26 protein-coding genes are annotated in these 23,869 nt (G+C 62.5%); 22 read left to right on the forward strand and 4 right to left on the reverse strand.

All coding sequences use genetic code 11. From position 1 onward, the window contains the following. The first annotated feature begins 288 nt into the window (after nucleotides 1-288). Genes AC5ZG1_RS05660 through AC5ZG1_RS05680 form a run of 5 tightly spaced genes read left to right on the forward strand, consistent with a single transcriptional unit; the run spans nucleotide 289 to nucleotide 4,497 of the window. Nucleotides 289-726, forward strand: coding sequence for a hypothetical protein (locus tag AC5ZG1_RS05660; protein WP_130223950.1), 438 nt, complete (start codon nucleotides 289-291; stop codon nucleotides 724-726). Continuing rightward, nucleotides 723-1,580 carry an alpha/beta fold hydrolase gene (locus AC5ZG1_RS05665; protein ID WP_496132218.1) on the forward strand — a complete coding sequence of 286 codons (858 nt, stop codon included), beginning with the start codon at nucleotides 723-725 and terminating at the stop codon, nucleotides 1,578-1,580. Before AC5ZG1_RS05660 ends, AC5ZG1_RS05665 begins: the two co-directional genes overlap by 4 nt. A gap of 20 nt (nucleotides 1,581-1,600) precedes the next feature. Further along, the gene (locus tag AC5ZG1_RS05670) at nucleotides 1,601-2,797 is read left to right on the forward strand and encodes an ABC transporter substrate-binding protein (RefSeq protein ID WP_130223954.1); all 1,197 of its coding nucleotides are present in this window, start codon (nucleotides 1,601-1,603) and stop codon (nucleotides 2,795-2,797) included. A gap of 51 nt (nucleotides 2,798-2,848) precedes the next feature. Continuing rightward, entirely contained in the window at nucleotides 2,849-3,733 is an 885-nt protein-coding gene (locus AC5ZG1_RS05675; protein WP_496132219.1) for an NAD(P)-dependent oxidoreductase, read from the forward strand. A gap of 8 nt (nucleotides 3,734-3,741) precedes the next feature. Then, complete coding sequence (locus tag AC5ZG1_RS05680) at nucleotides 3,742-4,497, forward strand: IclR family transcriptional regulator (protein ID WP_496132220.1); 756 nt, start codon at nucleotides 3,742-3,744, stop codon at nucleotides 4,495-4,497. Between the two features lie 13 nt (nucleotides 4,498-4,510). On the opposite strand, the gene AC5ZG1_RS05685 is transcribed toward AC5ZG1_RS05680, so the two are convergent. Then, the gene (locus AC5ZG1_RS05685) at nucleotides 4,511-5,191 is read right to left on the reverse strand and encodes a GntR family transcriptional regulator (RefSeq protein ID WP_496132221.1); all 681 of its coding nucleotides are present in this window, start codon (nucleotides 5,189-5,191) and stop codon (nucleotides 4,511-4,513) included. A 141-nt stretch (nucleotides 5,192-5,332) separates the two neighbouring features. On the opposite strand from AC5ZG1_RS05685, the gene tcuA reads away from it, so the two are divergent. The 3 genes from tcuA (at nucleotide 5,333) to AC5ZG1_RS05700 (ending at nucleotide 8,211) form a co-directional block, all read left to right on the forward strand. Then, nucleotides 5,333-6,733: an FAD-dependent tricarballylate dehydrogenase TcuA gene (gene tcuA / locus AC5ZG1_RS05690; RefSeq protein WP_496132222.1), complete on the forward strand. Its 1,401-nt coding sequence runs from the start codon at nucleotides 5,333-5,335 to the stop codon at nucleotides 6,731-6,733. Then, entirely contained in the window at nucleotides 6,720-7,826 is a 1,107-nt protein-coding gene (gene tcuB, locus AC5ZG1_RS05695) for a tricarballylate utilization 4Fe-4S protein TcuB (RefSeq protein WP_456642687.1), read from the forward strand. Before tcuA ends, tcuB begins: the two co-directional genes overlap by 14 nt. Nucleotides 7,827-7,908: 82 nt before the next feature. Next, complete coding sequence (locus tag AC5ZG1_RS05700) at nucleotides 7,909-8,211, forward strand: putative quinol monooxygenase (protein ID WP_130224099.1); 303 nt, start codon at nucleotides 7,909-7,911, stop codon at nucleotides 8,209-8,211. Between the two features lie 12 nt (nucleotides 8,212-8,223). Here the strand turns inward: AC5ZG1_RS05700 and AC5ZG1_RS05705 are convergent, their stop codons facing one another. Both AC5ZG1_RS05705 and AC5ZG1_RS05710 read right to left on the reverse strand, forming a co-directional pair. Continuing rightward, the gene (locus AC5ZG1_RS05705; RefSeq protein WP_028162218.1) at nucleotides 8,224-8,811 is read right to left on the reverse strand and encodes an ANTAR domain-containing response regulator; all 588 of its coding nucleotides are present in this window, start codon (nucleotides 8,809-8,811) and stop codon (nucleotides 8,224-8,226) included. Next, nucleotides 8,808-9,983 carry a transporter substrate-binding domain-containing protein gene (locus tag AC5ZG1_RS05710; RefSeq protein ID WP_496132223.1) on the reverse strand — a complete coding sequence of 392 codons (1,176 nt, stop codon included), beginning with the start codon at nucleotides 9,981-9,983 and terminating at the stop codon, nucleotides 8,808-8,810. Before AC5ZG1_RS05710 ends, AC5ZG1_RS05705 begins: the two co-directional genes overlap by 4 nt. A 420-nt stretch (nucleotides 9,984-10,403) precedes the next feature. Between AC5ZG1_RS05710 and AC5ZG1_RS05715 the strand changes: the two genes are divergently transcribed. The 9 genes from AC5ZG1_RS05715 (at nucleotide 10,404) to AC5ZG1_RS05755 (ending at nucleotide 19,877) form a co-directional block, all read left to right on the forward strand. Continuing rightward, nucleotides 10,404-11,804, forward strand: a complete 1,401-nt coding sequence (locus AC5ZG1_RS05715; protein WP_496132224.1) for an amidase — start codon at nucleotides 10,404-10,406, stop codon at nucleotides 11,802-11,804. A 17-nt stretch (nucleotides 11,805-11,821) separates the two neighbouring features. Next, on the forward strand, nucleotides 11,822-12,820 hold the full coding sequence (locus AC5ZG1_RS05720) for an acetamidase/formamidase family protein (RefSeq protein WP_130223970.1): 999 nt from the start codon (nucleotides 11,822-11,824) through the stop codon (nucleotides 12,818-12,820). A 33-nt stretch (nucleotides 12,821-12,853) separates the two neighbouring features. Beyond that, nucleotides 12,854-14,092, forward strand: a complete 1,239-nt coding sequence (locus AC5ZG1_RS05725; protein ID WP_496132225.1) for an urea ABC transporter substrate-binding protein — start codon at nucleotides 12,854-12,856, stop codon at nucleotides 14,090-14,092. A gap of 82 nt (nucleotides 14,093-14,174) precedes the next feature. Beyond that, entirely contained in the window at nucleotides 14,175-15,041 is an 867-nt protein-coding gene (locus AC5ZG1_RS05730; RefSeq protein WP_028162223.1) for an ABC transporter permease subunit, read from the forward strand. A gap of 11 nt (nucleotides 15,042-15,052) precedes the next feature. Continuing rightward, the gene (locus AC5ZG1_RS05735) at nucleotides 15,053-16,126 is read left to right on the forward strand and encodes a branched-chain amino acid ABC transporter permease (protein WP_130223976.1); all 1,074 of its coding nucleotides are present in this window, start codon (nucleotides 15,053-15,055) and stop codon (nucleotides 16,124-16,126) included. A gap of 1 nt (nucleotide 16,127) precedes the next feature. Then, nucleotides 16,128-16,847, forward strand: a complete 720-nt coding sequence (locus AC5ZG1_RS05740; protein ID WP_463328315.1) for an ATP-binding cassette domain-containing protein — start codon at nucleotides 16,128-16,130, stop codon at nucleotides 16,845-16,847. After that, a complete protein-coding gene (locus AC5ZG1_RS05745; RefSeq protein WP_130223980.1) occupies nucleotides 16,837-17,547 on the forward strand; it encodes an ABC transporter ATP-binding protein in 711 nt (236 codons plus the stop codon). The genes AC5ZG1_RS05740 and AC5ZG1_RS05745 overlap by 11 nt, the downstream gene beginning before the upstream one ends. A 76-nt stretch (nucleotides 17,548-17,623) precedes the next feature. Next, nucleotides 17,624-18,385 (forward strand): SDR family NAD(P)-dependent oxidoreductase, encoded by a 762-nt coding sequence (locus AC5ZG1_RS05750; RefSeq protein ID WP_496132226.1) that lies wholly within the window; start codon nucleotides 17,624-17,626, stop codon nucleotides 18,383-18,385. 88 nt (nucleotides 18,386-18,473) lie between these two features. Beyond that, nucleotides 18,474-19,877 (forward strand): amidase, encoded by a 1,404-nt coding sequence (locus tag AC5ZG1_RS05755; RefSeq protein ID WP_496132227.1) that lies wholly within the window; start codon nucleotides 18,474-18,476, stop codon nucleotides 19,875-19,877. Between the two features lie 15 nt (nucleotides 19,878-19,892). Here AC5ZG1_RS05755 and AC5ZG1_RS05760 read toward each other — a convergent pair whose 3' ends face one another. Then, on the reverse strand, nucleotides 19,893-20,048 hold the full coding sequence (locus AC5ZG1_RS05760; protein WP_496132228.1) for a hypothetical protein: 156 nt from the start codon (nucleotides 20,046-20,048) through the stop codon (nucleotides 19,893-19,895). Nucleotides 20,049-20,209: 161 nt separating this feature from the next. Here AC5ZG1_RS05760 and AC5ZG1_RS05765 point away from each other — a divergent pair, with 161 nt between their 5' ends. The 5 genes from AC5ZG1_RS05765 to AC5ZG1_RS05785 all read left to right on the forward strand — a co-directional run bounded on the left by AC5ZG1_RS05765 (nucleotide 20,210) and on the right by AC5ZG1_RS05785 (nucleotide 23,867). After that, nucleotides 20,210-20,779, forward strand: coding sequence for a cytochrome c oxidase subunit 3 (locus tag AC5ZG1_RS05765; protein WP_496132229.1), 570 nt, complete (start codon nucleotides 20,210-20,212; stop codon nucleotides 20,777-20,779). Between the two features lies 1 nt (nucleotide 20,780). Continuing rightward, nucleotides 20,781-21,047 (forward strand): cytochrome C oxidase subunit IV family protein, encoded by a 267-nt coding sequence (locus tag AC5ZG1_RS05770; protein WP_496132230.1) that lies wholly within the window; start codon nucleotides 20,781-20,783, stop codon nucleotides 21,045-21,047. Between the two features lie 105 nt (nucleotides 21,048-21,152). Then, complete coding sequence (locus AC5ZG1_RS05775; protein WP_496132231.1) at nucleotides 21,153-21,605, forward strand: c-type cytochrome; 453 nt, start codon at nucleotides 21,153-21,155, stop codon at nucleotides 21,603-21,605. Nucleotides 21,606-21,645: 40 nt separating this feature from the next. Next, nucleotides 21,646-22,992, forward strand: coding sequence for a cbb3-type cytochrome c oxidase subunit I (locus AC5ZG1_RS05780; RefSeq protein WP_130223990.1), 1,347 nt, complete (start codon nucleotides 21,646-21,648; stop codon nucleotides 22,990-22,992). A gap of 62 nt (nucleotides 22,993-23,054) precedes the next feature. Further along, a complete protein-coding gene (locus AC5ZG1_RS05785) occupies nucleotides 23,055-23,867 on the forward strand; it encodes a CbbQ/NirQ/NorQ/GpvN family protein (protein ID WP_496132232.1) in 813 nt (270 codons plus the stop codon). The last annotated feature ends 2 nt before the right edge of the window (nucleotides 23,868-23,869 follow it).

The raw sequence follows: 23,869 nt of genomic DNA on the forward strand, positions 1-23,869 counted from the left end.
CAGCGGCGGTCGACGCGCTTGCATTCGACGTCTTCCCGCGATCAACCGCGCTGACATCGCCTCATTACAGAGAATCTCCCCGGCGCGTTAGCCGGGCACGGATCATCCCGCCGCCATTGTGGTGATGCCCGCGCTCCCTCGGATCGCGCGGAAATACCTTTAGCGCTGGCTCGACCGCCAACCGCGGCCGAATCCCCTTGAGTTCAGCCAGGAAGTGCGTTTAAACGGGTGACAGAAAAATAGAACATCGTTCTGCTCTGCAGAACGGGCGGCCCGGAGGAATCGAGCGTGAACCCTGATGCGGCATCGACCGACCGGCCATCTGTTGCGTTCGACAATCAGGTGGTCGATGCGTTCAAGACCATTCCAGAGTTGCTGTCGCGCGACGAGAAGCTGATCGGCCGCGGCCGGCTGCTTGACGTGGAGTGCCTGCTCGGACCCACGGTGCAGCCCTTTCACGTGACCATTTGCGGCGGGCGCATCCTCGATATGACTCCCGCGCCGGTGCTGATGCGGTCCTGGCGCTTCGCCTATCGCGCGACGCCGGCCGCGTATCGCGCCTATTGGCAGGCGGTGCCGCCGCCGGGCTGGCACGATCTGCTCGCGCTTACCAAGCGCGGGGAGGCGACACTGGAAGGCGATCTGCATCCCTTCATGTCGCACCTGCAGTACTTCAAGGATCTCCTGGCGCTGCCACGTCGCAGCGAATTGGTGAGCGCGCCATGAGCGGCTCTGTCGAACCGATCGTCGGACGCTACGTCCATGTCGAGATCGATGGCGAGATCAACCGCATCTATTTCGAGGAGAATGGCACCGGTATTCCCCTGGTCTGCCTGCACACCGCCGGCTCCGATGCGCGGCAGTGGCGCCATTTGCTGGTCGACGAAGAGTTCACGAAGCGATTCCGCATCATCGCGTTTGATATGCCCTGGCACGGCAAGTCGAACCCGCCGGACAGCCAGTATGGCAACGAGTACAGGCTGACGACCGCGACCTACACGGCCATCATCCGCGCCTTTTGCAGCGCGCTGAATCTCGATCGGCCGGTGGTGATGGGCTGCTCGATCGGCGGCCGTATCGTCCTCAATCTTGCGATCTCGCACGCCAGCGAGTTTCGCGCGTTGATCGGCCTTGAGGCCGCCGATTTCCAGCAGCCCTGGTACGACACGGCATGGCTGAACCGGTCCGATGTCCATGGCGGCGAAGTTTGCGCGGCGCTGGTCTCGGGCCTGATCGCGCCGAACGGTCCAGTGGTCGCGCGCGACGAGACCCTTTGGGGCTACAAGCAGGGCGGTCCCGGCATCTTCAAGGGCGATCTCTATTTCTACCGGGTCGACGGCGATTTGCGCGGCCGCGTCGGCCAGATCGATGTGCGCCAGTGCCCGCTCTATCTCTTGACCGGCGAATACGATTTTTCCTGCACGCCGGAGGACACGCTGCGTACCGCCGCGAGCATTCCCGGCGCCAAGGCCACGATCATGGAGCGGCTCGGCCATTTCCCGATGAGCGAGAATCCAGCGCAATTCCGCGCCTACATCGCTCCAGTGCTGCAGGACATCCTGAACGGACAGAATACTTGAATTAGGTAGGGAGCGTATTGATGAAGTTACGTTTGATAATCGCGGCCGTGCTGGCCGCGCAGGTGAGTGTCGCGTCGGCAGCCGATAACGTCATTCGAATCGGCGTGCTCAACGACCAATCCGGTGTGTTCGCCGACAATGGTGGCCGCGGCTCGGTGGCCGCGGCGAAGCTCGCGGCGGAGGATTTCGGCAACGAAATCCTCGGCAAGAAGATCGAGATCATCACCGCCGATCACCAGAACAAGCCGGACATTGCCTCCGCCACCGCGCGCAAATGGTTCGACAATGAAGGCGTCGACATGATCGCTGATGGTGCCGCATCGTCCGCCGGCTTTGCCATCCTCGAAATCGCGCGGCAGAAGAACAAGATTTTCGTCATCAGCGGCCCAGGCTCGTCCGACTTCACCGGAAAGTCCTGCTCGCCGATCAGCTTTCACTTCAACTACGATACCTATGCGCTGTCGAAGCTGACCAGCGATGCGATCACGCGCGCCGGCGGCAAGACCTGGTATTTCGTCACGGCAGACTATGCGTTCGGCCATGCTTTGCAGCGCGACGCCACCAAGTTCATCGAGGCCGCCGGCGGCAAGGTGATCGGTTCGGCCGCGCACCCGCTCGGCACGGCGGACTTCGCCTCGTTCCTGCTGCAGGCGCAAGGCTCGAAGGCCGATGTCGTCGGGCTTGCGACCTCGGGCGCGGACGTGCAGACCGCGATCAAGCAGGCCGGCGAGTTCGGCATCGTCGAAGGCGGGCAGAAGCTGGCGGGTCTCCTTGTCTTCATTACCGACGTCAACTCGCTCGGGCTGAAGGCGACGCAAGGCCTGCAGGTGACGACCTCCTTCTACTGGGACCTCAATGAGGTGACCCGCGCCTGGTCGAAGCGCTATGCGGCGTTGATGGACGGCAAGGTCGCCAGCATGGTCCAGGCCGGCGTCTATAGCGGCGTCCACCACTATCTCGCCGCGGTGAAGGCGGCCGGAACGACGGATGCGACCGCCGTTGCCGCCAAGATGCACGAGATGAAGGTCAACGACATGTACAACAAGGATGTCGTGATTCGTCCTGATGGACGGGTGCTGCACACCATGTATCTCGTGCAGGTGAAGAAGCCGGAAGAATCGAAGTACAAGTACGACTACTACCGAATCGTCAGCTCGAGGCCTGGCGAAGAGGTGTTCCGGCCCATGAGCGAAGGCGGCTGTCCGCTGGTCAAGTGAAGTTATCGAGACGGGCGGGGCGCCGCCCCAAAGTGTGAGGAGAATGCCTGCATGACAGGGACAATCGGGTTCATCGGTCTTGGCGTCATGGGCGAGCCGATCTGCCGCAATCTGGTGCGCAAGAGCGGACAGAAGGTGCTGGCGTTCGACCTTTCGGCGGAGCCGCTGGCCCGGATCGTCGCCGATGGCGGCGTGGCCGCCGGGTCGATTGCCGATGTTGTCAGCGGCAGCGAGATCACCTTCATCTGCCTGCCGAGCGCGAGGCATGTGTCATCGGCCTTCGAGGGCGGCATCGCGCAATCGATCCGAAGCGGTCAGACCGTGATCGACCTCGGTACCTCCGAAGTCGGCATGACCCGCGAGTTTGCGCGGCGCCTGGCGGAAAAGCGCGCGCTGTGGATCGACGCGCCGATCGCCCGCACCCGCCAAGCGGCGCAGGATGGCACGCTCAGCGTGATGGTTGGCGCCACAGTCGATGCGTTTGCCAAGGTCGAGCCGGTGATCCGGCATTTCGCCACCGACGTCACGCTCTGCGGCGGCACCGGCGCCGGCCAGGTGACGAAGATCCTGAACAACATGGTGCTGTTCGAGACGGTCAATGCATTGGCAGAAGCTGTTGCCGTCGCGAGCCACAGCGGCGTCGAACCGAAACTGCTGCTGGAAACCCTGTCCAAGGGGTCGGCGGACAGTTTTGCGCTCCGCAATCACGGCATGAAGGCGATCGTGGCGAAGGAATTCCCGCTGCGGGCATTCTCGACCGAATATGCACTGAAGGATCTGACCTATGCGCTTGAGCTGGGCGGCCAGGCCGGCCTGAACCTGCGGGGCGCAGCGCTCCTGCGCAGCATTTTCGAGGAGACGATCGACAAGGGGATGGGGGATGCGTATTTTCCAGTCATCGCAAAGCTGATCGATCCCGCCGGCTTCTCCAAATAGGAAGCACCATGCGTTCGCCCGGCGTTGCCGCCGTCGACCGTGCGCTCACTATCCTGGGGGCGTTCGAGGAAAGGCCGGAGCCGATGAGTCTCGCCGAGCTGTCGCGGCACACCGGGATGTACAAGAGCACGCTGCTGCGGCTGATGACCTCGCTGCAGGAATTCGGCTATCTCGTGCAGCTCACCGACGGCCGCTACCATCTCGGGCCGACGCCGTTCCGATTGGGCGCGATCTATCAGCGCGCCAATAATCTGCATGACCAGGTGATGCCGGTCCTGCGGCAACTCGTGGCCGCGGGCACGGAAAGTCCGTCGTTCCACGTCCGACATGACGGCAAGCGCCGCTTGTGCGTGTTTCGCATCGATTCCCAGCACTCGACGCTCGACCGCGTCGAGGCCGGCATGCTGCTGCCGCTCGACCGCGGCGCCGCAGGACGAGTCATCCTGGCGTTCGATGGCGAGAGCGGCGAGGCCTACGATCCCATCAGGAAGGGCGGCATTGCGGTTTCGTTCGGCGAGCGCGACCCGGACTGTGCCGGCATTGCCTGTCCCGTGTTCGGGCCGAACGGCAAGCTCGTCGGCGCGCTGTCGCTGTCCGGCCCCAAGCCGCGCTTCACCAAGGACAGTATCAAGACGATGTCATCGCTGCTGTCGCAAGCGGCGGCGCGGCTGACGCGCTCGCTCGGCGGTCCGACCGAGCTCCTGGACCGCGCCACCCCACCGCTCGAGGGGACGGCGCGTACGCAGCGGCGGGCAAGGAAATAGCGCGCAGCATGCGCTATTGCTTCTGCAGAAGTTTCAGGCGGCAGCGCAGCGCTTCCCGGATATGGGTGCGCGCCAGCTTCTCCGCCTTGTCGCTGTCGCGGGCCGCGATAGCGCTGATGATGGCGCGATGTTCCCTGCGGCTGGTCGACGGGCGGCCGGCCACGGAGAATGTGGTGGGGCCGAGCAGCGCAATCCAATCCTGCAGCTCCCTGGAAGCATTATCGAGATAGCGATTGCGGGCAGCGCGGCAGATCGCTTCATGGAAGGCGCGGTTGAGCTCTGCCATCTCGACTGGATCGTCCGGGTGTTCCGCAAAGGCCTGCTCGATGTCGGTCAGGGCATCGATCTCGGGCTGCGAGGCGTGTTCGGCGGCGAGCCGGGCGGCCGAGCCTTCCAGGATCTCGCGCATGGTATAAAGCTCGAGCACCTCGCCGATATCGAGGCTGCGGACGATCAGCCCCCGTCCGCCCGCCGGCGCCACGAAACCGCGCGCCGCAAGCCGACCCAGCGCTTCGCGTACCGGCGTGCGGCTGACCTTCAGCCGCTGTGCCACCTCTTCTTCCCGCAGCCGGTCTCCGGCCCGATAGGCTCCCGCCTTCAGCGCCTCGCACAATGAGCGGAACACGGCTTCCCCGAGCTGAACGCCGGAACCGCGCGAAATCGATCCGATCGCCTTGTTTGGCCGCTTTGCCATCCTGTCTCCGGTCGCAAAGCGCATCAATCCCATGCAAAGACGGCGCTTGCGGTGCTTATGTATATCTTTGTATACAGAAATGGACAATGGTGCAGGCATCCCGGAAAGCGCCGAAAATGGCCTTTCGGTTGGGCAGAGGGAATGAGCAGCAAATACAGCAAATACGATGTGCTGGTGATCGGTGGCGGCAACGCGGCCATGTGCGCGGCGATCAGCGCGCGCCGCGCGGGCGCTTCGGTGCTGGTGCTGGAGGGGGCGCCAAAGTTCTACCGCGGCGGCAATACGCGCCATACGCGCAACATGCGCTGCGCCCACGACGCCGCGACCGAGATCCTCACCGGCCCCTATACCGAGGAGGAATTCTGGGACGATCTCTTGCGCGTTACCGGCGGGGAGACCGACGAGGACCTCGCCAGGTTCATGATCCACGAGTCCAAGGATATCCTGAACTGGATCGTGGAACAGGGGGTGCGCTGGCAGGCCTCGCTCGGCGGCACGCTCAGCCTTGGCCGCACCAATTCATTCTTCCTCGGCGGCGGACGCGCGATGCTGAACGCGCTCTATCTCACCGCGGAACGGCTTGGCGTCGACATCCGCTATGATGCCGAAGTCGTCGATATCAAGGTCGAGGACGGCGTGTTCCTCTCGGCCGAACTGAGGCGGCCGATCGACGGCACAACGGAGGTAAGCGCCTCAACGCTGGTGGCCGCCGCCGGCGGTTTCGAAGCCAACATCGAATGGCTCAGGGAATATTGGGGCGAGGCCGCCGACAACTTCCTGATCCGCGGCACGCCCTACAATCGCGGCTCGATCCTGAAGGTGCTATTGGCCAAGGGCGTGCAGGAGGTCGGCGATCCCACGCAGTGCCACGCGGTGGCGATCGACGCCCGCGCGCCGAAATTCGACGGCGGCATCATCACACGCCATGACTCCGTCGTGTTCGGCATCGTCGTCAACAAACACGCCGAGCGCTTCTACGACGAAGGCGAGGATATCTGGCCGAAGCGCTATGCGATCTGGGGCCGGCTGGTCGCCGCACAGCCCGACCAGATCGCCCACATCATTTTCGATTCGACCGTCGTGACCAGCTTCATGCCGACGCTGTTCCCGCCGATCGCGGGCGGTACGATCGCCGAGCTTGCCGGCAAGCTTGAGCTTGATCCGGCGGCGCTGGAAAAGACCATCACCGAGTTCAACGCCGCGGTGCGGCCCGGCACCTTCGATCACACCATCCTGGATGATTGCCGCACCGAAGGCATCGTGCCGCCGAAGACGCATTGGGCGCGCCGGATCGAGACGCCGCCTTATCTCGCCTATCCGGTGCGGCCCGGCATCACCTTCACCTATCTCGGCACGCGCGTGAACAAGCAGGCGCGGATGCTGATGAAGGATGGCAAACCTTCCGCCAACATGTTCGCCGCCGGCGAGATCATGGCCGGCAATGTGCTGGGACGCGGCTATGCCGCCGGGATCGGCATGACCATCGGCAGCGTGTTCGGCCGGATCGCAGGACGGGAAGCGGCAAAGAATGCACGGAACTAGGATCTTGCAGGAAGCCGATCGTCTGATGACGGTCTGCAATTCGTGTCGCTATTGCGAGGGGCTGTGCGCGGTCTTCCCCGCGATGGAGATGCGCCGGTCGTTCTCTGATGGCGACCTCAACTATCTCGCCAATCTCTGTCACGCCTGCGGCGCCTGCTATGTCGACTGCCAGTTCTCGCCGCCGCATGAATTCAACGTCAATGTGCCGAAGACGCTGGCGGTGGCGCGCGCCGAATCCTATGCCGCCTATGCCTGGCCGCGCGCGCTGTCCGGCGTGTTCGCACGCAATGGGCTCGTCATCAGCCTGATTGCCGCCTTCAGCATGGCCGCTTTCATCTTCGGCTTTGCCGCCTTCAACGGGCCGACGCTGCTCTTCGGCGTCCACACCGGCCCCGGCGCCTTCTACAAGCTGATGCCGCACAATGCGATGGCGGCGCTGTTCAGCGCGGCTTTTCTCTATGCGATCCTGGCTCTCGTCATGAGCGTGCGCGCATTCTGGCGCGATATTGGCGAGCCGATCGGTGCGCGCGCCGATGGCGGCTCGATCTTCCAGGCGATTCGCGATGCCGGTGAGCTGCGCTATCTCCATGGCGGCGGGGTCGGCTGCTACAATGAGGACGATCGGCCCACTGATCGGCGTAAGCTCTATCACCATCTCACCTTCTACGGCTTCCTGCTGTGCTTTGCTGCGACGTCGGTCGCCACGCTCTATCACTATCTTCTGGGACGCGAGGCGCCGTATGCGTGGTGGGACCTGCCGGTCGTGCTTGGCTCGCTCGGCGGCATCGGCCTGATCGTCGGGCCGATCGGGCTGCTCCTGGCGAAAGGACAGCGTGATCCCGCGCTGCTCGATGATACCAGCTATGGCATGGATGTCGGGTTCATCGCCATGCTGTTCCTGACGGGCATCACCGGAATGGCGCTGCTGCTGTTGCGCGAGACGCCGGCGATGGGACCGCTGCTCGCGCTGCATCTCGGCGCCGTGTTCGCGCTGTTCATCACCATGCCCTATGGCAAGTTCGTCCACGGCATCTACCGCTTCGCCGCGTTGGTGCGCTATGCACAGGAGCGGCGTCACGGCTTGAGCGATTAGGCGAACAGATGGCATGTTCGCGCTGCGCGAGCCGGACGATGATCTGGCGCCGCCGATCATCCGTGAGCCGGGGGAGGGCGACATGTTGACCATCACCGCGATTATCCGGGCCAAGAAGGGCCATGAGGCCGTCATGCGTCAGGCGCTGCTCGAAGTCGCAGCGAGCGTTCGCGCGAACGAAACGACGACTGTCGGCTATTACATATCGCAGGACACGATCGACCCGTGTGTGTTCACGACCTACGAGCGCTACGTCGATCGCGCAGCGATGGATATGCACAACAATTCCGACGCCGTCCTCCGCTTCTTCGGCGTCGCCAAGCCCATCATCGATGGCGAGGTGACGCTGGTGACCGGCACGGAAATTTCCAGGAAGAACGATTAGATCATCGCGAATCTATCCTGTCGCGCGGGGCAGGCTGCCGTTCGCGGCGATTTCGGCCGACATCTGCTCGATGGTTTTGCGCTGCTCCATGGCAGCTCGCCGGATCAGCGCAAAAGCGGCAGGTTCGGCAACGGAGTGCGTGTGCATCACCTGAAGGACGGCAGCCAATACGACGCGGCGCGAGCGCAGGCGTTCTTCCAGCTTGAGGACTTGTTGCTTCAATTCGTTGGTGCGTTCGGCCCGCTCGAACGCCATCACCAGTGCGGCGTAGATGCCGGCTGAGCGCAGCGGCTTGACCAGAAATGACGCCGGGTCGAGTTCCAGCACCAGCTTCAGCCGGCTTGGAGTCTCCGTGCCGAGCAGGGCGATGACAGGACATTGTCCAAGCAAGGCCCGCTGCGTCGGCGAGGTCAGCGGCAGGAATTCATCGTCGATCAGCGTCACATCCGACTGACACGCGAGAGCGCTTCCTTGCTCCCATGTCAGGACGTCGATTCCCAGACGTTCGAACTGGCGCCTGACGATCGACAGGTCGCGCTCGTCCTTGATGGCGACGAGGGCCTTGCGGCCGCGGAGGGAAAATGAAGACGGTTTGCTCATTTCACAACCCGCAAATGAAGCGCACTCGGCGACGTTCCGTCCCTTGACTTCTCACGCACGGGTCCGGCGGCGATGTCGAGCTGCGTCAAATAGGGATCCGGCTTAACCGGTGCGTCGGACTCCCAGAAGATGTCGAACTGTCCCTGCGCATTCGAGACGGCCAGACGCGGCGTAAGGACGCAATGGTTATTGGCACCATCGATCCAGACCGGTCCCTGCGGCGAATTGTAGCGATAGCCGGCGGCCGCGCGCCGCACCTCACCAATGTTAGACGTCCCGGCCCGATGCAGCGCGCGCGCCAAGAGATACACCGCGACATAGGTGGATTGTCCATCGACGGAGGGGCTGCTGGCTTCGCCATGACGCGCCTTCCAGCGCTGCACGAAGGCGAGGTTCTCGGGCAGGCGGATGCTCTCGAAATAGGCTGACGACGTGATGCATCCGGCGGATGCGGGTCCGACTATCTTGAGCTCCGGCTCGCAGAGGCTGCAACTCAGCATCGGAATGTCGAGACCGGCCGCCGTGGTAGCGGCATGAAAGGCGCGGATGAAATCGTAGCTCGAACTGCCGACGAGCGTATTGAAGACGACGGGCGGCTTGCGGCGGACGATTTCGTCGACGATGTGCCCGACTGCGCTTTCGCCCAGCTCGAGCAGCCGTTCGGCAAGGATGCTTCCCTGCGCCGCTGTTACCAGTTCGCGGGTGACGCGATTGGTCTCCCAGGTCCAGACATAGTTGGATCCGACGCAGAAGATGTGTCGTGACAAATTGTCGAGCACGTAGCGCACGAGCGGCAGGACATTGTGGTTTGGCGACGCGCCGACATAGATGACATTGTCGGAACATTCGAACCCTTCGTAACGTGCGGGATACCAGAGCAGGCGATCGGTGCGCTCGACGATCGGCAGAACTTGCTTGCGCGAGGCCGAGGTGTAGCAGCCGATAATATGCTCGACGCCCACGTTGCGAATGAGGTCATCGCAAACCGTGTGGTATTCCGAAATGACCCCGCGGGGATCGCGGACATGCGCGGTGAGCGAGAAATCAAAGTCAGGGTGATTGTTGATCTCGTCGACCGCCATCAGGGCGCTCTTCAATATCTCGCGCCCCATGGCCTGATAGGGCCCGGACTGCGAACATATGATGCCAACTGGAACCGACGGCTTTGTCATTGATGGCTTTCGACGAGACGGAGCCCTGAGGAAATCATCATCGCCGATATCGGTGCAAGAGGTCTTGCCGATTTACTGCGCATGACGCTCGCGAAATTTGTGCAACCTCCCTCGTTGACAATGCGCTAGGCACGAACCTAGAATTTTTGACTGCCGGGCTTACTGTCGAACCTTAATTTGCTTCGGTCAGGCCGATGACGTCCTGATCCCAGCGGCGACTGCTCCGTTCGATCTTGAGCCCATGCGATAGACCATAGCAGCGGCATTTGAGCCATTCGTCACCTCATTTCGGAGGGGCGGGTGGCTTTTTTCTTTTGCCGTACAAGAAACTGGCGAAACATGCGTGTCGCCAGGCCGATGGCGCGTGCGCGACGATCGGCCTGATGCGCCTGGGAAGCGACGAGCGAGGAACAAAAGGCGATGCCGACGACAGATATTTGCTATCTCGGGTTGGTCGAGGTTGGGCAGCAGATACAGGCGAAGAAGCTGTCGCCTGTCGAAGTGACAAAGGCGATGCTTGAACGGATTGATCGGCTCGATCCCAAGCTCAAGAGTTACGCCTGTGTCATGGCTGATTCCGCGCTTGCGGAAGCGACGGCAGCAGAAAAGGAAATATCCTCTGGCAAGGTCAAGGGGCCGCTGCACGGCGTGCCGGTTGCGATCAAGGATCTTTGCTGGGTCAAGGGCGCACCGGCCGCGCATGGAATGACCATCCATCGCGACTTCCGTCCGAGTGAGGATGCCACGGTCGTTGCGCGCCTGAAAGAGGCGGGCGCGATCATCCTTGGCAAGCTGCAGCAGACCGAAGGTGCCTACGCCGATCATCATCCGAAGATCGACCCACCGAAAAATCCATGGAACATGGATTTGTGGTCGGGCGCGTCGTCGAGCGGTTCGGGTTCCGCCACCGCAGCCGGCCTCTGCTTCGGCTCGCTCGGCACCGACACCGGCGGCTCGATCCGCTTTCCGTCCGCAGCCAACGGCATCGCGGGGCTGAAGCCGACCTGGGGGCGCGTCAGTCGCTATGGCGCGTTCGAACTCGCGGCGACGCTGGATCATATCGGGCCAATGACGCGCAGCGCGGTCGATTGCGGTGCCATGCTCGGCGCGATCGCGGGCGAGGACGCCAAGGACACCACCGCCGTGCCGCTGGCCGTGCCGGACTATCTTGCCGGCCTGTCCGGCAGTCTGCGGGGCGTTGCGATCGGTGTCGATCGGCGCTGGACCAGCGAAGGTACCGATGAGGCCGCAAGCAAGGTCCTCAGTGAAGCTTTGCGGGTCGCGGTGGACCTCGGCGCAGAAATCAGCGAGATCGCCTTTCCGGATACCAAGGCCATTGTCGACGACTGGTTTCCGCTTTGCGGCATCGAGGCAGCGGTTGCGCACGAGGCGACCTACCCTTCGCGCAAGGGCGAATACGGTCCCGCGCTTGCGGGGCTGCTCGACCTCGGCCTGCAGCAGTCCGGCACCGACTATCAGAAGATTGTACTGCGGCGCGAAGCGTTTCGCGGCGCGGTGCGACGGTTGTTTGAGACGGTCGATCTCATCGCTGTGCCGGCCCAAGCCTTTGCCGCACCCACGCTCGCGACGATGGCAACGCTCGGCGAAGACGCTTCCCTGATCGCCGGATTGCTGCGCTTCACCTGTCCGTTCGACATGACCGGAAGCCCGACCATTACGCTTCCGGGCGGTTTCGCCCCAAACGGCGGCCCGGTCGCCTTCCAGTTTGTCGGCCGCCACTTCGATGAAGCGGGTCTTGTCCATGCGGGTGACGCGTTCCAGCGCGTCACCGATTGGCACAAGCATCATCCCGCTCTCTGATCCAAGGAGCCGTTCGCATGACAGCAGAAGATTGGTTGCAGAGTTCCATCATGTCGAAGCGCGGCCTCGCCAAGGGGGTGGCCGGCACGAAACGTAGTTTGACGATCGAGCAGCAGGGGGGCTTTCACTACGTCTACGGACCCTACGCGAAGCCGACGCTGTCGATCGATCCGGGAGAGGTCGTTGTCGTCGAGACCGAGGACGCGTTCGGCGGCGTGCTTACGAGCGAGAGCGACAGTCCGACGGCGAAACTGAACTTTCCCTACCTCAACCCGCAATGCGGGCCGATCGCGGTGAAGGGCGCCAAGAAGGGCGATTGCCTTGCCGTCTATATCCACGACGTTGAGACTCGCGGCGAGCAGCCGGCCGGAACGACCTGCATCATCCCTGAGTTCGGCGGGCTTGTTGGGACGAGCTCGACAGCGATGCTCAATCCACCGCTGCCTGAGCGCGTCCGCAAGCTGCATGTCGACAGGAACGGCGTGCGCTGGAACGACAAGATCACGCTGCCCTATGAGCCGTTCATCGGCACGATTGGTGTCTCGCCCGAGATCGAGGCAATCTCCTCGTTGCAGCCGGACTATCATGGCGGCAACATGGACCTGCCCGATGTCGCACCCGGGGCCGTTCTTTATTTGCCCGTGCATGCCGAGGGCGGGCTTCTTTACGTCGGCGACTGCCATGCAACACAGGGCGATGGCGAACTCTCCGGCGTTGCGCTCGAACAGCGTGCGACGGTCACGCTCCAGATCGATCTGATCAAGAACTGGAGCTTTGCCTGGCCGCGTCTGGAGACGCGCGATTTCATCATGACCATCGGCAGCGCACGCCCGCTCGAGGATGCGGCCCGCATCGCCTACCGCGAACTCACGCGATGGATGAGCGCGGATTACGGCTTCGACGAGATCGACGCGTACATGCTGCTCAGCCAGACCGGGCGCATGCGGCTCGGCAACATGGTCGACCCGAAATACACGATGGGTGCATCGATCCTGAAAACCTACCTCAAGGCGTAAATTTCAGCCGCTTTTCAACAAGGGGACATTTCAATGAAATCAGGACATCTGCTCCGGACCGCTCTTCTTGGCATCGTGCTGGGGACGGCGGCGTTCGGTGCCGCGCAGGCAGCCGAGCCGCCGCTGAAGGTCGGTCTGCTCGAGGACGTCTCTGGCGATCTGGCATTCATGGGCATGCCGAAACTTCACGGCTCGCAGCTTGCGGTCGAGGAGATCAACAAGAGCGGCGGCATCCTCGGGCGGCAGATCGAGCTCATCCATCTCGATCCACAGGGCGACAATGCCCGCTATCAAGAGTTTGCGCGACGTCTGCTCAGTCGCGACAAGGTCGATGTGCTGATCGGAGGCATCACGTCCGCTTCGCGCGAGGCCGTCCGGCCGATCATCGATCGGACGACCACGCCGTATTTCTACACCAACCAGTACGAAGGCGGCGTCTGCGACGCGAGCATGATCAGCATGGGGGCGGTCCCCGAGCAGCAGTTCTCGACGCTGATCCCCTGGATGGTCGAGAAGTTCGGAAAGAAGGTCTACGTCATCGCTGCCGACTACAATTTCGGACAGATCTCGGCGGAGTGGAACCGCAAGATCATGAAGGATCTCGGCGGCGAGGTCGTCGGCGAGGAATTCATCCCGCTCGGCGTTTCGCAGTTCGCGCAGACGATCCAGAATATCCAGAAGGCGAAGCCGGATTGGCTCCTGACCATCAATGTCGGCGCCGCCCAGGACTCGTTCTTCGAGCAGGCCGCCGCGGCAAAGCTCAATTTGCCGATGGGCTCGTCGATCAAGGTCATGCTCGGCTTCGAGCACAAGCGGTTCAAGCCGCCGGCGCTCAACAACATGCATGCGACCGCGAACTGGTTCGAGGAGATTGATACGCCCGAAGCCAACGACTTCAAGAAGCGCTGGCACGCGAAGTTCCCCGATGAACTCTACATCAACGACATGGGCTACAACGCCTATAACGCGCTCTACATGTACAAGGCGCTGGTTGAGAAGGCGAAATCGACCAAGCTCGAGGACATGCGCAAGGTGATCGCAACTGGTGAGGCGTGCATCGATGCACCCGAAGGCAAGGTCTGCATCGACCCGAAGAGCCAGCACACTTCTCACCGCATGCGTCTGATCTCCGTCGGTCCTCAACATGAGGTGACCGTCGTGAAGGACTACGGAACGATCAAGCCGTACTGGCTTGGCGACATCGGCTGCGACCTCACCAAGAAGAATGACAAGGACCAGTACACGCCGAGTCATTTGCCCAACAAGTCGTGACGCCACTCATCGGATCATGACTTTGGATTGCGCGGACGGCGCATCGCTGCGGCGTCCATGACGAAGGAGCGGGAGACCGACGATGTCGGCTGAACTATTCTCGGTATTTTACCAATTCGCCGACGTCTTCGCGTTTCTGATCCTCTCGGCGGCAGGTCTTGCGATCGTGTTCGGCATGATGGGCGTCATCAACATGGCGCATGGCGAGTTCATCATGTGCGGGGCCTATGTGACGGTCGGACTTGTGAAGCTCGGCGTCCCGCTTGCCATTGCGCAGGGGCTTGCCGCGGTGACGGCTGGATTGATCGGGGTTGCCGTCGAATACCTCATTGTTCGTCGGCTATATAAGAGACCGCTGGATTCCTTGCTCGCCACCTGGGGACTCAGCCTGATCGTCACGCAATCGATGCTGCTGATCGTGGGATCGTCGGTCACGGGGATCGGCACGCCGGAGGGCAGCTTTGCGATCGGCGGCTACACATTCTCGACCTATCGACTCGTGCTGTTCGCGTGTGCGGTCGCTGTGCTGATCGGTCTCTACGTGATCTTCATGAAGACACGGTTCGGCGTAATGGCGCGCGCGACGATGCAGAATGCCGCGATGGCAAAGGCGTTGGGTGCGCGCACCGGGCGGATCTACGCAATCAGTTTCGGCATCGGCGCCGGGCTCGCCGGCCTTTGCGGTGCGCTTTACGCGCCGACGATGACGCTGATTCCGACGATGGGTGCTACGTTCGTGGTGGAGAGTTTCGTCACCGTCGTGGTCGGCGGGGCCAATGTCCTGCTTGGTACCGCGCCGGCCGCCGTGTTCCTGGCGATGATTCGAATGGCCCTCAATGCAAGCTATGGGCAGATCATCGGCCAGATCGGCATGTTGTTTGCAGTGATCCTGATCATCCGTGTCTTGCCCGAAGGCCTTTCCAGCGTGCTGGTCCGTCGCGGACGCTGAGCGGGGGTGTGATGTTCAAACTGCTTGATGGTCCGCAGACCTTGGGACGTGGATGGACGTTCTGGTCCTGCTTTCTCGCCGTGCTGGCAGCCGCGTTGATCTATCCGGTCTTCGCGGACTCCTACGATGTCGGCAACTTCTCCTACTTCCTGATCTGGGTTTTCATGGCGCTCGGCCTCTGCCTGATGTGGGGCTATGGCGGCATGCTGTCGTTCGGCCAGACATTCTTCTTCGGCATCTCCGGTTATGCCTATGGCGTATTGGCCATCAACATGGGCGGAGGTTCGACGACGATCGCAGCGCTGGTGCTGTCGGTGCTCATCGCCATGATCGCGGCAGGAATCCTCGGTTATTTCATGATCTGGGGCGGCATCAGCGGCATCTTCTTCGGCATCGTGACGCTGTCGGCGACGCTGGTGCTGGCGTTCTTCCTTGGACAGACCGCCGGGCCGGAATGGCACATCGGCACTGCGCGGCTGAACGGCTTCAACGGCATGAAGGGCATGGACCCGCTCACCGTCGGCGATTTCTACATCGAGGGATCCGCGCTGTACTACGTCATGGTTGCGCTGATCGTGATCGTCTACATCGCGCTGCGCATGCTGGTGAACTCGCGCATCGGCAACGTGATCGTTGCGACGCGCGAGAACCCGCAGCGCGCCGAGATGCTCGGCTACGACGTCCGCAAGTATCAATTGCTTACATTCGTCATCGGGAGCGGGCTCGCCGGCCTCAGCGGCGCCCTTTATACGTCCTGGGGGCAGTTCATCACCCCATCGAGCATCGGACTGCCGGCCGCCGCCATGCCGATCGTGTGGGTCGCATTCTCCGGACGAAGCGATCTGACGGCGACGCTGGTCGGCTCGTTCCTGCTGCTGTTCGGCTTCCAGACCATCACTGTCTATAGCCAGCAGGCTGCGCTCGTGCTGATGGGTACGCTTCTGCTCGCCACCGTGATGCTGGCGCCGCAGGGTTTTGTGCTGGGTGTCGGCAAGCTCGTGGTCGATCGCTGGACCGGGCGCCGGCGGCGTGACGCGAATTCCACTCTGGCGGACACCGGTCGCCTGCAATCGGATGAGGCCTGACATGGCACTTGTCGATGTGAAGGGCGTGACTAAACGCTTTGGCGGATTGACGGCGGTCTCCGACGTCGATCTGACTATCAATGCCGGGGAGGTTCATTGCCTGATCGGCCCCAACGGCGCCGGCAAGAGCACGCTGTTCAAGCTGATCGTCGGCCTCTATCCGCCGACCAAAGGCAGCATCTTCTTCGACTCCATCGATATCACCGAGGAGCGCCCCTTTGCGCGTGTGCAGCGGGGCATGAGCATCAAGATGCAGGCGCCGAGCGTGTTCAAGGAGCTGCCAGTCCGGCAGAATATCCAGATCGCGCTGCAGGGGCGCCTCTCGGGCGCGGAGCGCGACGTTGAGGAGGAGCGGCTGCTCACGCTTCTTGATCTTGCGTCGGACAGCGGCAAATTGGCCGGTGCTCTTTCGCACGGCCAGCAGCAGTGGCTCGAAATCGGCATGGCGCTGGCGCTGCAGCCGCAGCTATTATTGCTGGACGAGCCGACCGCCGGCATGTCGCCGGAGGAGACGTTCAAGACCGGGGAGCTCATCAAGTCGTTCAATGCCGAGGGCATGACGATTCTCGTCGTCGAGCACGACATGGCGTTTGTGCGGCAGATTGCGCAACGCGTGACCGTGCTGCATCTCGGCAAGATCTTCGCACGAGGCAGTCTCGAGACCATCATTCAGGACGAGAAGGTCGCTGAAATCTACCTTGGTAAGACGCATGCCCACTGATCGGATTCTGGACGTATCGGAACTCTGGGCGGGCTACGGCGCCACGCCGATCCTGCAGGGCGTGAGCATGTCGGTGTCCCGCGGCGAGATCGTCGGCGTGATCGGTCGGAACGGCGTCGGCAAGTCGACGCTGATGCGGTGCCTGATCGGGCTTCTGGAGACGTGGCGCGGCACGATCACCTTCTTAGGTGAAGATGTGACCCAGTTGCAGGCCGACGCCCGGGCGCGCGCCGGCTTCGGTTACATCCCGCAGGGACGGGATGTGTTTCCGCAGATGAGCGTCGAGGAAAACCTGCAGGTCGGCGAACTAATCGGCGGACCAGAGGGCAAGAAGCTGCCGGAGCTCGTCTATGAGTATTTTCCACGATTGAAGGAGCGGCGGCGGCAGGTTGCCGGCACCATGTCCGGAGGCGAGCAACAGCAACTTGCGATCGGCCGGGCTCTGATCGGAAATCCGACCTTGATGATCCTCGACGAGCCGTCCGAGGGTATCCAGCCGTCGATCGTGCAGCACATTTGCGACGCGCTGAAATCGTTCCGGGCTGAGCTGGGAACGACGATCGTTTTCGTCGAGCAGAACCTGGATACGATCCTGGAGATCGCCGAGCGCTGCTACATCATGGAAAAAGGCAAGATCACGCGGTCGCTGGCCGGCGAGGACGTCAACGCAGACAATGTCCGCGCGCAACTGCTGTTATGAGCCTCACCTTTGCAGGAGCGCGCCTTGTTCATGAACGCGTCATTTGAAATCAAAATGATCAGGGAGGGAGACGAACATGGATTTAGGTCTTAAAGGAGCCAACGTTCTCGTCACGGGCAGCACCAAGGGCATCGGCAGGGCGATCGCCGAGACCTTCGCCAATGAGGGCGCCAATGTCGGAATTTGCGCGCGCAATCAGGCGGACGTGGACAGCACGGTCGCGGCGCTCAAGGCAAAGGGCGTTGCGGCGTTTGGCGGTTCGGTCGATGTATCCAATGGTGCGGCACTCAAGGCCTGGGTGAGCAACATGGCATCGAAGCTCGGCGGCATTGATGTCGTCGTCGCCAATGTCAGCGCCCTCTCGATAGGGCAGGACGAGGAAAGCTGGGAGAAGGAGTTCTCGACCGACATGATGGGAACCGTCCGCCTGGTGAATGCCGCGATGCCATATCTGGAAAAGAGCGGCGCTCCTGCGATCGTGACGATCTCCAGCGTGTCGGGACGCGAGGTCGATTTTGCGAGCGGCCCCTACGGCACTTTCAAGGCGGCGATCATCCACTATACGCAGGGCTTGGCCTACCAACTTGCCGGGAGGGGCATACGCGCCAATTCCGTGTCTCCGGGCAACACCTATTTCGAGGGCGGTGTCTGGAACATGATCAAGGACAACAATCCCGAACTGTACAAGAGTGCGCTGGCCCTCAATCCGACAGGACGGATGGGCACGCCGCAGGAGATGGCGAATGCCGCAGTGTTCCTTGCGAGTCGGGCCGCCAGCTTCATCACGGGAACGAACCTTGTCGTGGACGGTGCCTTGACACGAGGTGTCCAGTTCTAGGCGGAGTTTGAACGCGACATCCTTGCGCTCGATGACGAAGCATATAGCGCCGGCGCGAGCGCATTCCCGATGACAACAGGAACTCGATATGTCTGCGGATCAACTGCACTACAAGTCCATATCTGAACTGTCCGAACTGTTTCGCCGCAAGGAGCTGTTGCCTTCAGAGGTTACTGAAGCAACGTTGAACCGTATCGACAAGCTCGATGGAGGCTTGCACGGATATGCCGTCGTCCTCGCGGAGCGGGCCATGGCGCAGGCAAGGAAGCATGACAGCGAGATCGCCAAGGGCATTTGGCGCGGCCCGCTTCATGGCGTTCCGATCGGTCTGAAGGACCTGTGCTACACGACATTTGCGCCGACGGCGGGCGGCACCAAGGTTCATGCGACGTTCGTGCCGTCCTTCAATGCGACGATCGTTGATCGGCTCGAGCGCGCCGGCGCCGTCACGCTCGGAAAGCTCAAGATGACCGAAGGCGCCTATACGAGCCATCATCCTGATGATCAGGCCCCGCTCAATCCCTGGAATGCGGACTATTGGGTCGGCTCCTCATCGACCGGATCGGGCGTCGCCACCTCCGCCGGTCTCTGCTACGGATCGATCGGAAGCGACACCGGCGGTTCGATCAGATTTCCTTCGGCGACCTGCGGGTTGACCGGAATCAAGCCGACATGGGGCCGGGTGAGCCGCCATGGCATTTTCCCGCTGGCGGACTCGCTCGATCATATCGGACCGATGTGCCGAAGTGCCGCGGACGCCGCAGCGATGCTGGGCGTCATCGCAGGCGCGGATGCCAACGACCCGACGGCTTTGCAGGCTCCCGTCCCGAATTATCTGGCCCGGATCGGCGATGGCCTACGCGGCCTCAGGATCGGGGTGGATCGCAAATACACGCAGGAAGGAATCGACCCGCAGGTCGTAGCAGCCTTGCTGGAGGCCGAGCGCACGCTGGCGGAGCTCGGTGCCGAAATCCGTGAGGTTCGATTTCCCTCCTACGAGAAACTCGTCAGCCTATGGATCCCGATGTGCTCGGTCGAGACGGCGGAAGCGCATCTGGAGACCTATTCATCACGCAGATCGGAATACGGTCCGGACCTTGCGCAGTTGATCGAGCAGGGCAGGTCGGTCAGCGGTGTCGAAATCGCGGCTATTCATCATGAGCGCCTCAAGTTCTGCGGCAGCCTGGCAGCATTGTTTGGGGATATCGATCTTTTGCTCATTCCGACGATGCCGGTGCCGATTCCAACCCTTGCGAAAATGAGTGAATACGGCGCCGATCCGAACGTGCTCTTGAGCATCCTGCGCTTCACCGCGGTGTTCGACTTCAGCGGGAGTCCGACGATCACGCTTCCTATGGGGATGGCGTCGGATCGGATGCCGCTGAGCATGCAGCTGGTCGGCCCGCATCTCTCAGAGGATATGCTCGCGCGCGCAGCTCACGCGTTCCAGTCGGTCACGGACTGGCATACCCTCCGGCCGCCGATTGGATGACCGTTCGGAGACCGGCTACTGGGTCAAGAAAAGCAACGCGGCGATTGCGGCCGACAGTGCAATCGCCGCGACCGTCCCGGTGGTCGACAGGACACCCATCGCGCGCAGCGCACCGGCGAAGATCATGATCAGAGGCGTCGCGGTGATAAGGCCGACCTGCGCGTCGCTCATGGTTCCAACTCCGATTACCTGCAATTTGACGCCGTCCGCCTTCGCGCGACCGTGCCGACCCGAAGCCTACGCGGCAGGCTGCCCCCGTCTTTGTCCGGGGACAAAGATCGCGGCTCCCATCGCCGATAGCCATCCGAGGCACAACCCCGCCCGGAGGATCCATGTCGGCTCAAGATTGCGAAGTGCAGGAAGGCGGCCTGCTGGCTGAACTCCCCGGCGACCCCATGATCTGGGTGCTGATCTTCAGCGAGCTTGCGGTCTTCGGCCTGCTGCTCGGCGCATTCGTCGTCGCCCGCGCCGTCAATCCTGCCATCTTCGCCTCCGGCCAGGCCGTCCTTGATCCGGGCCTCGCGGCGCTCAACACCTTGGTTCTGGTGACCAGCGGGTGGGCCGCCGCACGTGGAGCGGCAGCCGCTCGCGCGCGTGCAGCGGCGGCGTGCCGTCGCTGGCTGGGGCTCGCGATCGCGCTTGGAGGCGTATTCGTCGCGATCAAGCTGCTCGAATACGATAGCGAGATCGCGGCCGGTGCGGGACTGGAGACCAGCACGTTCTTCACGCTGTATTTCCTGCTGACCGGCTTCCACCTGCTGCACGTCGTGCTCGGCATGGTGATCCTCGCAGTGGTTCAGCGCGGTGCGGAAGGCGACGCGGTCGAGACCGGAACGTCGTTCTGGCACATGGTCGACCTGGTCTGGATCCTGATGTTTCCGATCATCTATTTGGTGCGCTGAAATGATGGCCCGTCATCCGCTCGACACGACCCTGATCCTCCTGATTGGCCTCGCGATCGCGACGCTGATCGCTTCCCGAAGCGTGCCGATTGCATGGCTCGGCAATATCGTCGTGCTCGGGCTCGCGGCCCTGAAGGGGCGATGGATCCTGCTCGACTTCCTCGGACTTCGCTCCGTGCCCGCGATCTGGCGCGGACTGATCACCGCTTGGGTGCTCGCCGTCGCATCGTTCACCTGGGCGGCCTCCGTCGCCAGATTGCTGATCTGAGGCGTCGAATGTGGCGCTGGTTGCTCCAGCACAAAGAACCGACGGGACTGCTGCGTAGATTGGCCGGGCGCTCGCACCATCAACAAGAACGGGAAAGGATAGGTGATGGCTGAACGCCTCACGAAAACGGCTGCCCGGAACGTCTTCTACGGGGGATCCGCCTTCTTCTTTGCGATCTTCCTCGGCCTGACGGCCCACAGCCACTACTACATGGTGAACACCTCGACCAACGCCTCGACGCTGACGGATGCGGTCGCGCGCGGCAAACATGTCTGGGAGAAGAACTCTTGCATCAACTGCCACACGCTGCTCGGCGAGGGCGCCTATTTCGCGCCTGAGGTCGGCAACGTGTGGGATCGCTGGGGCGGCAAGGAAGATCCGGCCGCGGCAAGGGACATCCTGAAGTCGTGGATGCAGTCGCAGCCATCAGGCGCGCCCGGCCGGCGGCAGATGCCGCAATTCAACCTGACCGACCAGGAACTCAACGATCTCGCCGACTTCCTGCAATGGACCAGCACCATCAAGCGCCAGGACTGGCCGCCCAACAAGGCCGGATGAGCACCGCGTCCCGACAGCCCTTCAACAAGAGAGCTTTTCGATGAAGTACCAGACCCAGAAAGTCGCGATGCTGTATTTCTACGGCGCGCTGACGCTTTTCCTCGCCCAGGTCATCTTCGGCCTGCTTGCAGGCACGATCTACGTCCTGCCGAACACGCTTTCAGTCCTCCTGCCCTTCAATATCGTCAGGATGATACACACCAACGCCCTGATCGTGTGGTCGCTGATCGGCTTCATGGGCGCGACCTATTACCTGCTGCCGGAGGAGACCGAGACCGAGCTCTTCAGTCCGCTGCTCGCCAAGATCCAGTTTTGGATGTTCTTCGGCGCCGCGGGCGCCGCGGTCGTCGGCTATCTCTTCCACTACCATGAGGGGCGTGAATTCCTCGAGCAGCCCTTCATCATCAAGGTCGGCATCGTCGTCGTCTGCCTGATGTTCCTGTTCAACGTGACGATGACGGCGCTCAAGGGGCGCAAGACCACGGTGACGAACATCCTGTTGTTCGGCCTGTGGGGCGTTGCGATCTTCTTCCTGTTCGCGTTCTACAATCCGGCGAATCTCGCGGTCGACAAGATGTACTGGTGGTACATCGTGCACCTGTGGGTCGAGGGCGTCTGGGAGCTGATCATGGCCTCCGTGCTCGCCTTCCTGATGATCAAGCTCAACGGCATCGACCGCGAGGTGGTCGAGAAGTGGCTCTACGTCATCATCGGCCTGGCGCTGTTCTCGGGCATCCTCGGCACCGGCCACCACTTCTACTGGATCGGCGCGCCGGGATACTGGCAGTGGATCGGCTCGCTGTTCTCGACGCTGGAGGTCGCGCCCTTCTTCACCATGGTGATCTTCACCGTGCAGATGACCTGGAAGGCCGGACGCAAGCATCCGAACCGCGCGGCGCTGTTGTGGTCCGTCGGCTGCTCGGTGATGGCGTTCCTCGGCGCAGGCGTGTGGGGATTCCTGCACACCCTGTCCTCGGTGAACTATTACACGCACGGCACCCAGGTGACCGCCGCACACGGGCATCTCGCGTTCTTCGGCGCCTATGTGATGCTGAACCTCGCGGTGATGGCCTACGCGATCCCGGAGATCCGCGGCCGCGCGCCCTACAACCAGTGGCTCAGCATGGCAAGCTGCTGGATCATGTGCACGGCGATGCTGACGATGACCTTCGCGCTGACCTTCGCCGGCGTCGTCCAGGTCCATCTGCAGCGCGTGCTCGGCCAAGGCTACATGGAAGTGCAGGACCAGCTCGCAATGTTCTACTGGGTCCGTCTCGGCTCCGGCGTGTTCGTCGCGATCTCCGCGCTGATGTTCGTCTGGGCCGTGCTGGTGCCCGGACGTGAGAAGCGGTCCTTCGCCGGCGGAGCGCTGCAGCCCGCCGAGTAAAGCAACGCGGCGGCCGCGCACGTCGCGGCCGCCATTCCCCTGGATGTCCCGGAGAACCAATCATGAAATCCGTCCTTCAGGCTGTGGCAGGCCCCGCTTCTGAGGTTCCGGCCTATGTGCCGAGCGGAAATGAGTGCGCGTTGTTCGAGCACGCGTGGCGTCACCGCCTGCCGGTGCTGCTGAAAGGCCCGACCGGCTGCGGCAAGACCCGCTTCGTGGCCCACATGGCCGCACGCCTCGGCATCCCCTTGCATACCGTCGCCTGCCACGATGACCTCACCGCGGCCGATCTCACCGGCCGCTACCTGCTCAAGGGCGGCGACACGGTCTGGACGGACGGTCCCCTGACCCGGGCGGTGCGCGAAGGCGGCATCTGTTATCTCGACGAGGTGGTGGAAGCCCGCAAGGACGTGACGGTGGTGCTGCATCCATTGACGGACGACCGCCGGATCCTTCCGCTGGAGCGCACCGGCGAGGAGCTTGTCGCGCCGCCAGGCTTCATGCTGGTCGTCTCCTACAATCCCGGCTACCAGAGTCTGCTGAAGGCATTGAAGCCGTCGACACGGCAACGCTTCGTTGCCATCGAGTTCGACTTTCTGCCGCCGGAGCAGGAGATCGCCGTCGTAGCGGCGGAAAGCGGGCTTCCGCCGGATCGCGTGCGGCCGCTGGTGCAGCTCGCCGGACGTCTGCGCGCGCTCAAGGGACATGACCTGGAGGAGGGTGTCTCGACGCGCCTCATCGTCTACTCCGCCACCCTCGTCGCGGCCGGTGTTTCCGTCACCGAGGCCGTCCTCGCCGGCATGATCGAGCCGCTAACTGACGATAGCGACGTCAAGGCCGGGCTGGTGGAGGTCGCACGGGCCGTCATTGGATAGGT

The sequence above is a fragment of the Bradyrhizobium sp. Leo78 genome (genome assembly GCF_059512425.1).

Bases quoted from the DNA above. Each gene is read 5' to 3' on its own strand.
- AC5ZG1_RS05730 (WP_028162223.1), top strand. From the start codon at position 14,175: ATGTCGGCTGAACTATTCTCGGTATTTTACCAATTCGCCGACGTCTTC.
- AC5ZG1_RS05750 (WP_496132226.1), top strand. From the start codon at position 17,624: ATGGATTTAGGTCTTAAAGGAGCCAACGTTCTCGTCACGGGCAGCACC.
- AC5ZG1_RS05740 (WP_463328315.1), top strand. From the start codon at position 16,128: ATGGCACTTGTCGATGTGAAGGGCGTGACTAAACGCTTTGGCGGATTG.
- AC5ZG1_RS05710 (WP_496132223.1), bottom strand. From the start codon at position 9,983: ATGACAAAGCCGTCGGTTCCAGTTGGCATCATATGTTCGCAGTCCGGG.
- AC5ZG1_RS05685 (WP_496132221.1), bottom strand. From the start codon at position 5,191: ATGGCAAAGCGGCCAAACAAGGCGATCGGATCGATTTCGCGCGGTTCC.
- AC5ZG1_RS05785 (WP_496132232.1), top strand. From the start codon at position 23,055: ATGAAATCCGTCCTTCAGGCTGTGGCAGGCCCCGCTTCTGAGGTTCCG.
- AC5ZG1_RS05680 (WP_496132220.1), top strand. From the start codon at position 3,742: ATGCGTTCGCCCGGCGTTGCCGCCGTCGACCGTGCGCTCACTATCCTG.
- AC5ZG1_RS05715 (WP_496132224.1), top strand. From the start codon at position 10,404: ATGCCGACGACAGATATTTGCTATCTCGGGTTGGTCGAGGTTGGGCAG.
- AC5ZG1_RS05725 (WP_496132225.1), top strand. From the start codon at position 12,854: ATGAAATCAGGACATCTGCTCCGGACCGCTCTTCTTGGCATCGTGCTG.
- AC5ZG1_RS05670 (WP_130223954.1), top strand. From the start codon at position 1,601: ATGAAGTTACGTTTGATAATCGCGGCCGTGCTGGCCGCGCAGGTGAGT.
- AC5ZG1_RS05770 (WP_496132230.1), top strand. From the start codon at position 20,781: ATGATGGCCCGTCATCCGCTCGACACGACCCTGATCCTCCTGATTGGC.
- AC5ZG1_RS05760 (WP_496132228.1), bottom strand. From the start codon at position 20,048: ATGAGCGACGCGCAGGTCGGCCTTATCACCGCGACGCCTCTGATCATG.
- AC5ZG1_RS05665 (WP_496132218.1), top strand. From the start codon at position 723: ATGAGCGGCTCTGTCGAACCGATCGTCGGACGCTACGTCCATGTCGAG.
- tcuB (WP_456642687.1), top strand. From the start codon at position 6,720: ATGCACGGAACTAGGATCTTGCAGGAAGCCGATCGTCTGATGACGGTC.
- tcuA (WP_496132222.1), top strand. From the start codon at position 5,333: ATGAGCAGCAAATACAGCAAATACGATGTGCTGGTGATCGGTGGCGGC.
- AC5ZG1_RS05745 (WP_130223980.1), top strand. From the start codon at position 16,837: ATGCCCACTGATCGGATTCTGGACGTATCGGAACTCTGGGCGGGCTAC.
- AC5ZG1_RS05720 (WP_130223970.1), top strand. From the start codon at position 11,822: ATGACAGCAGAAGATTGGTTGCAGAGTTCCATCATGTCGAAGCGCGGC.
- AC5ZG1_RS05700 (WP_130224099.1), top strand. From the start codon at position 7,909: ATGTTGACCATCACCGCGATTATCCGGGCCAAGAAGGGCCATGAGGCC.
- AC5ZG1_RS05735 (WP_130223976.1), top strand. From the start codon at position 15,053: ATGTTCAAACTGCTTGATGGTCCGCAGACCTTGGGACGTGGATGGACG.
- AC5ZG1_RS05705 (WP_028162218.1), bottom strand. From the start codon at position 8,811: ATGAGCAAACCGTCTTCATTTTCCCTCCGCGGCCGCAAGGCCCTCGTC.
- AC5ZG1_RS05675 (WP_496132219.1), top strand. From the start codon at position 2,849: ATGACAGGGACAATCGGGTTCATCGGTCTTGGCGTCATGGGCGAGCCG.
- AC5ZG1_RS05775 (WP_496132231.1), top strand. From the start codon at position 21,153: ATGGCTGAACGCCTCACGAAAACGGCTGCCCGGAACGTCTTCTACGGG.
- AC5ZG1_RS05780 (WP_130223990.1), top strand. From the start codon at position 21,646: ATGAAGTACCAGACCCAGAAAGTCGCGATGCTGTATTTCTACGGCGCG.
- AC5ZG1_RS05765 (WP_496132229.1), top strand. From the start codon at position 20,210: ATGTCGGCTCAAGATTGCGAAGTGCAGGAAGGCGGCCTGCTGGCTGAA.
- AC5ZG1_RS05755 (WP_496132227.1), top strand. From the start codon at position 18,474: ATGTCTGCGGATCAACTGCACTACAAGTCCATATCTGAACTGTCCGAA.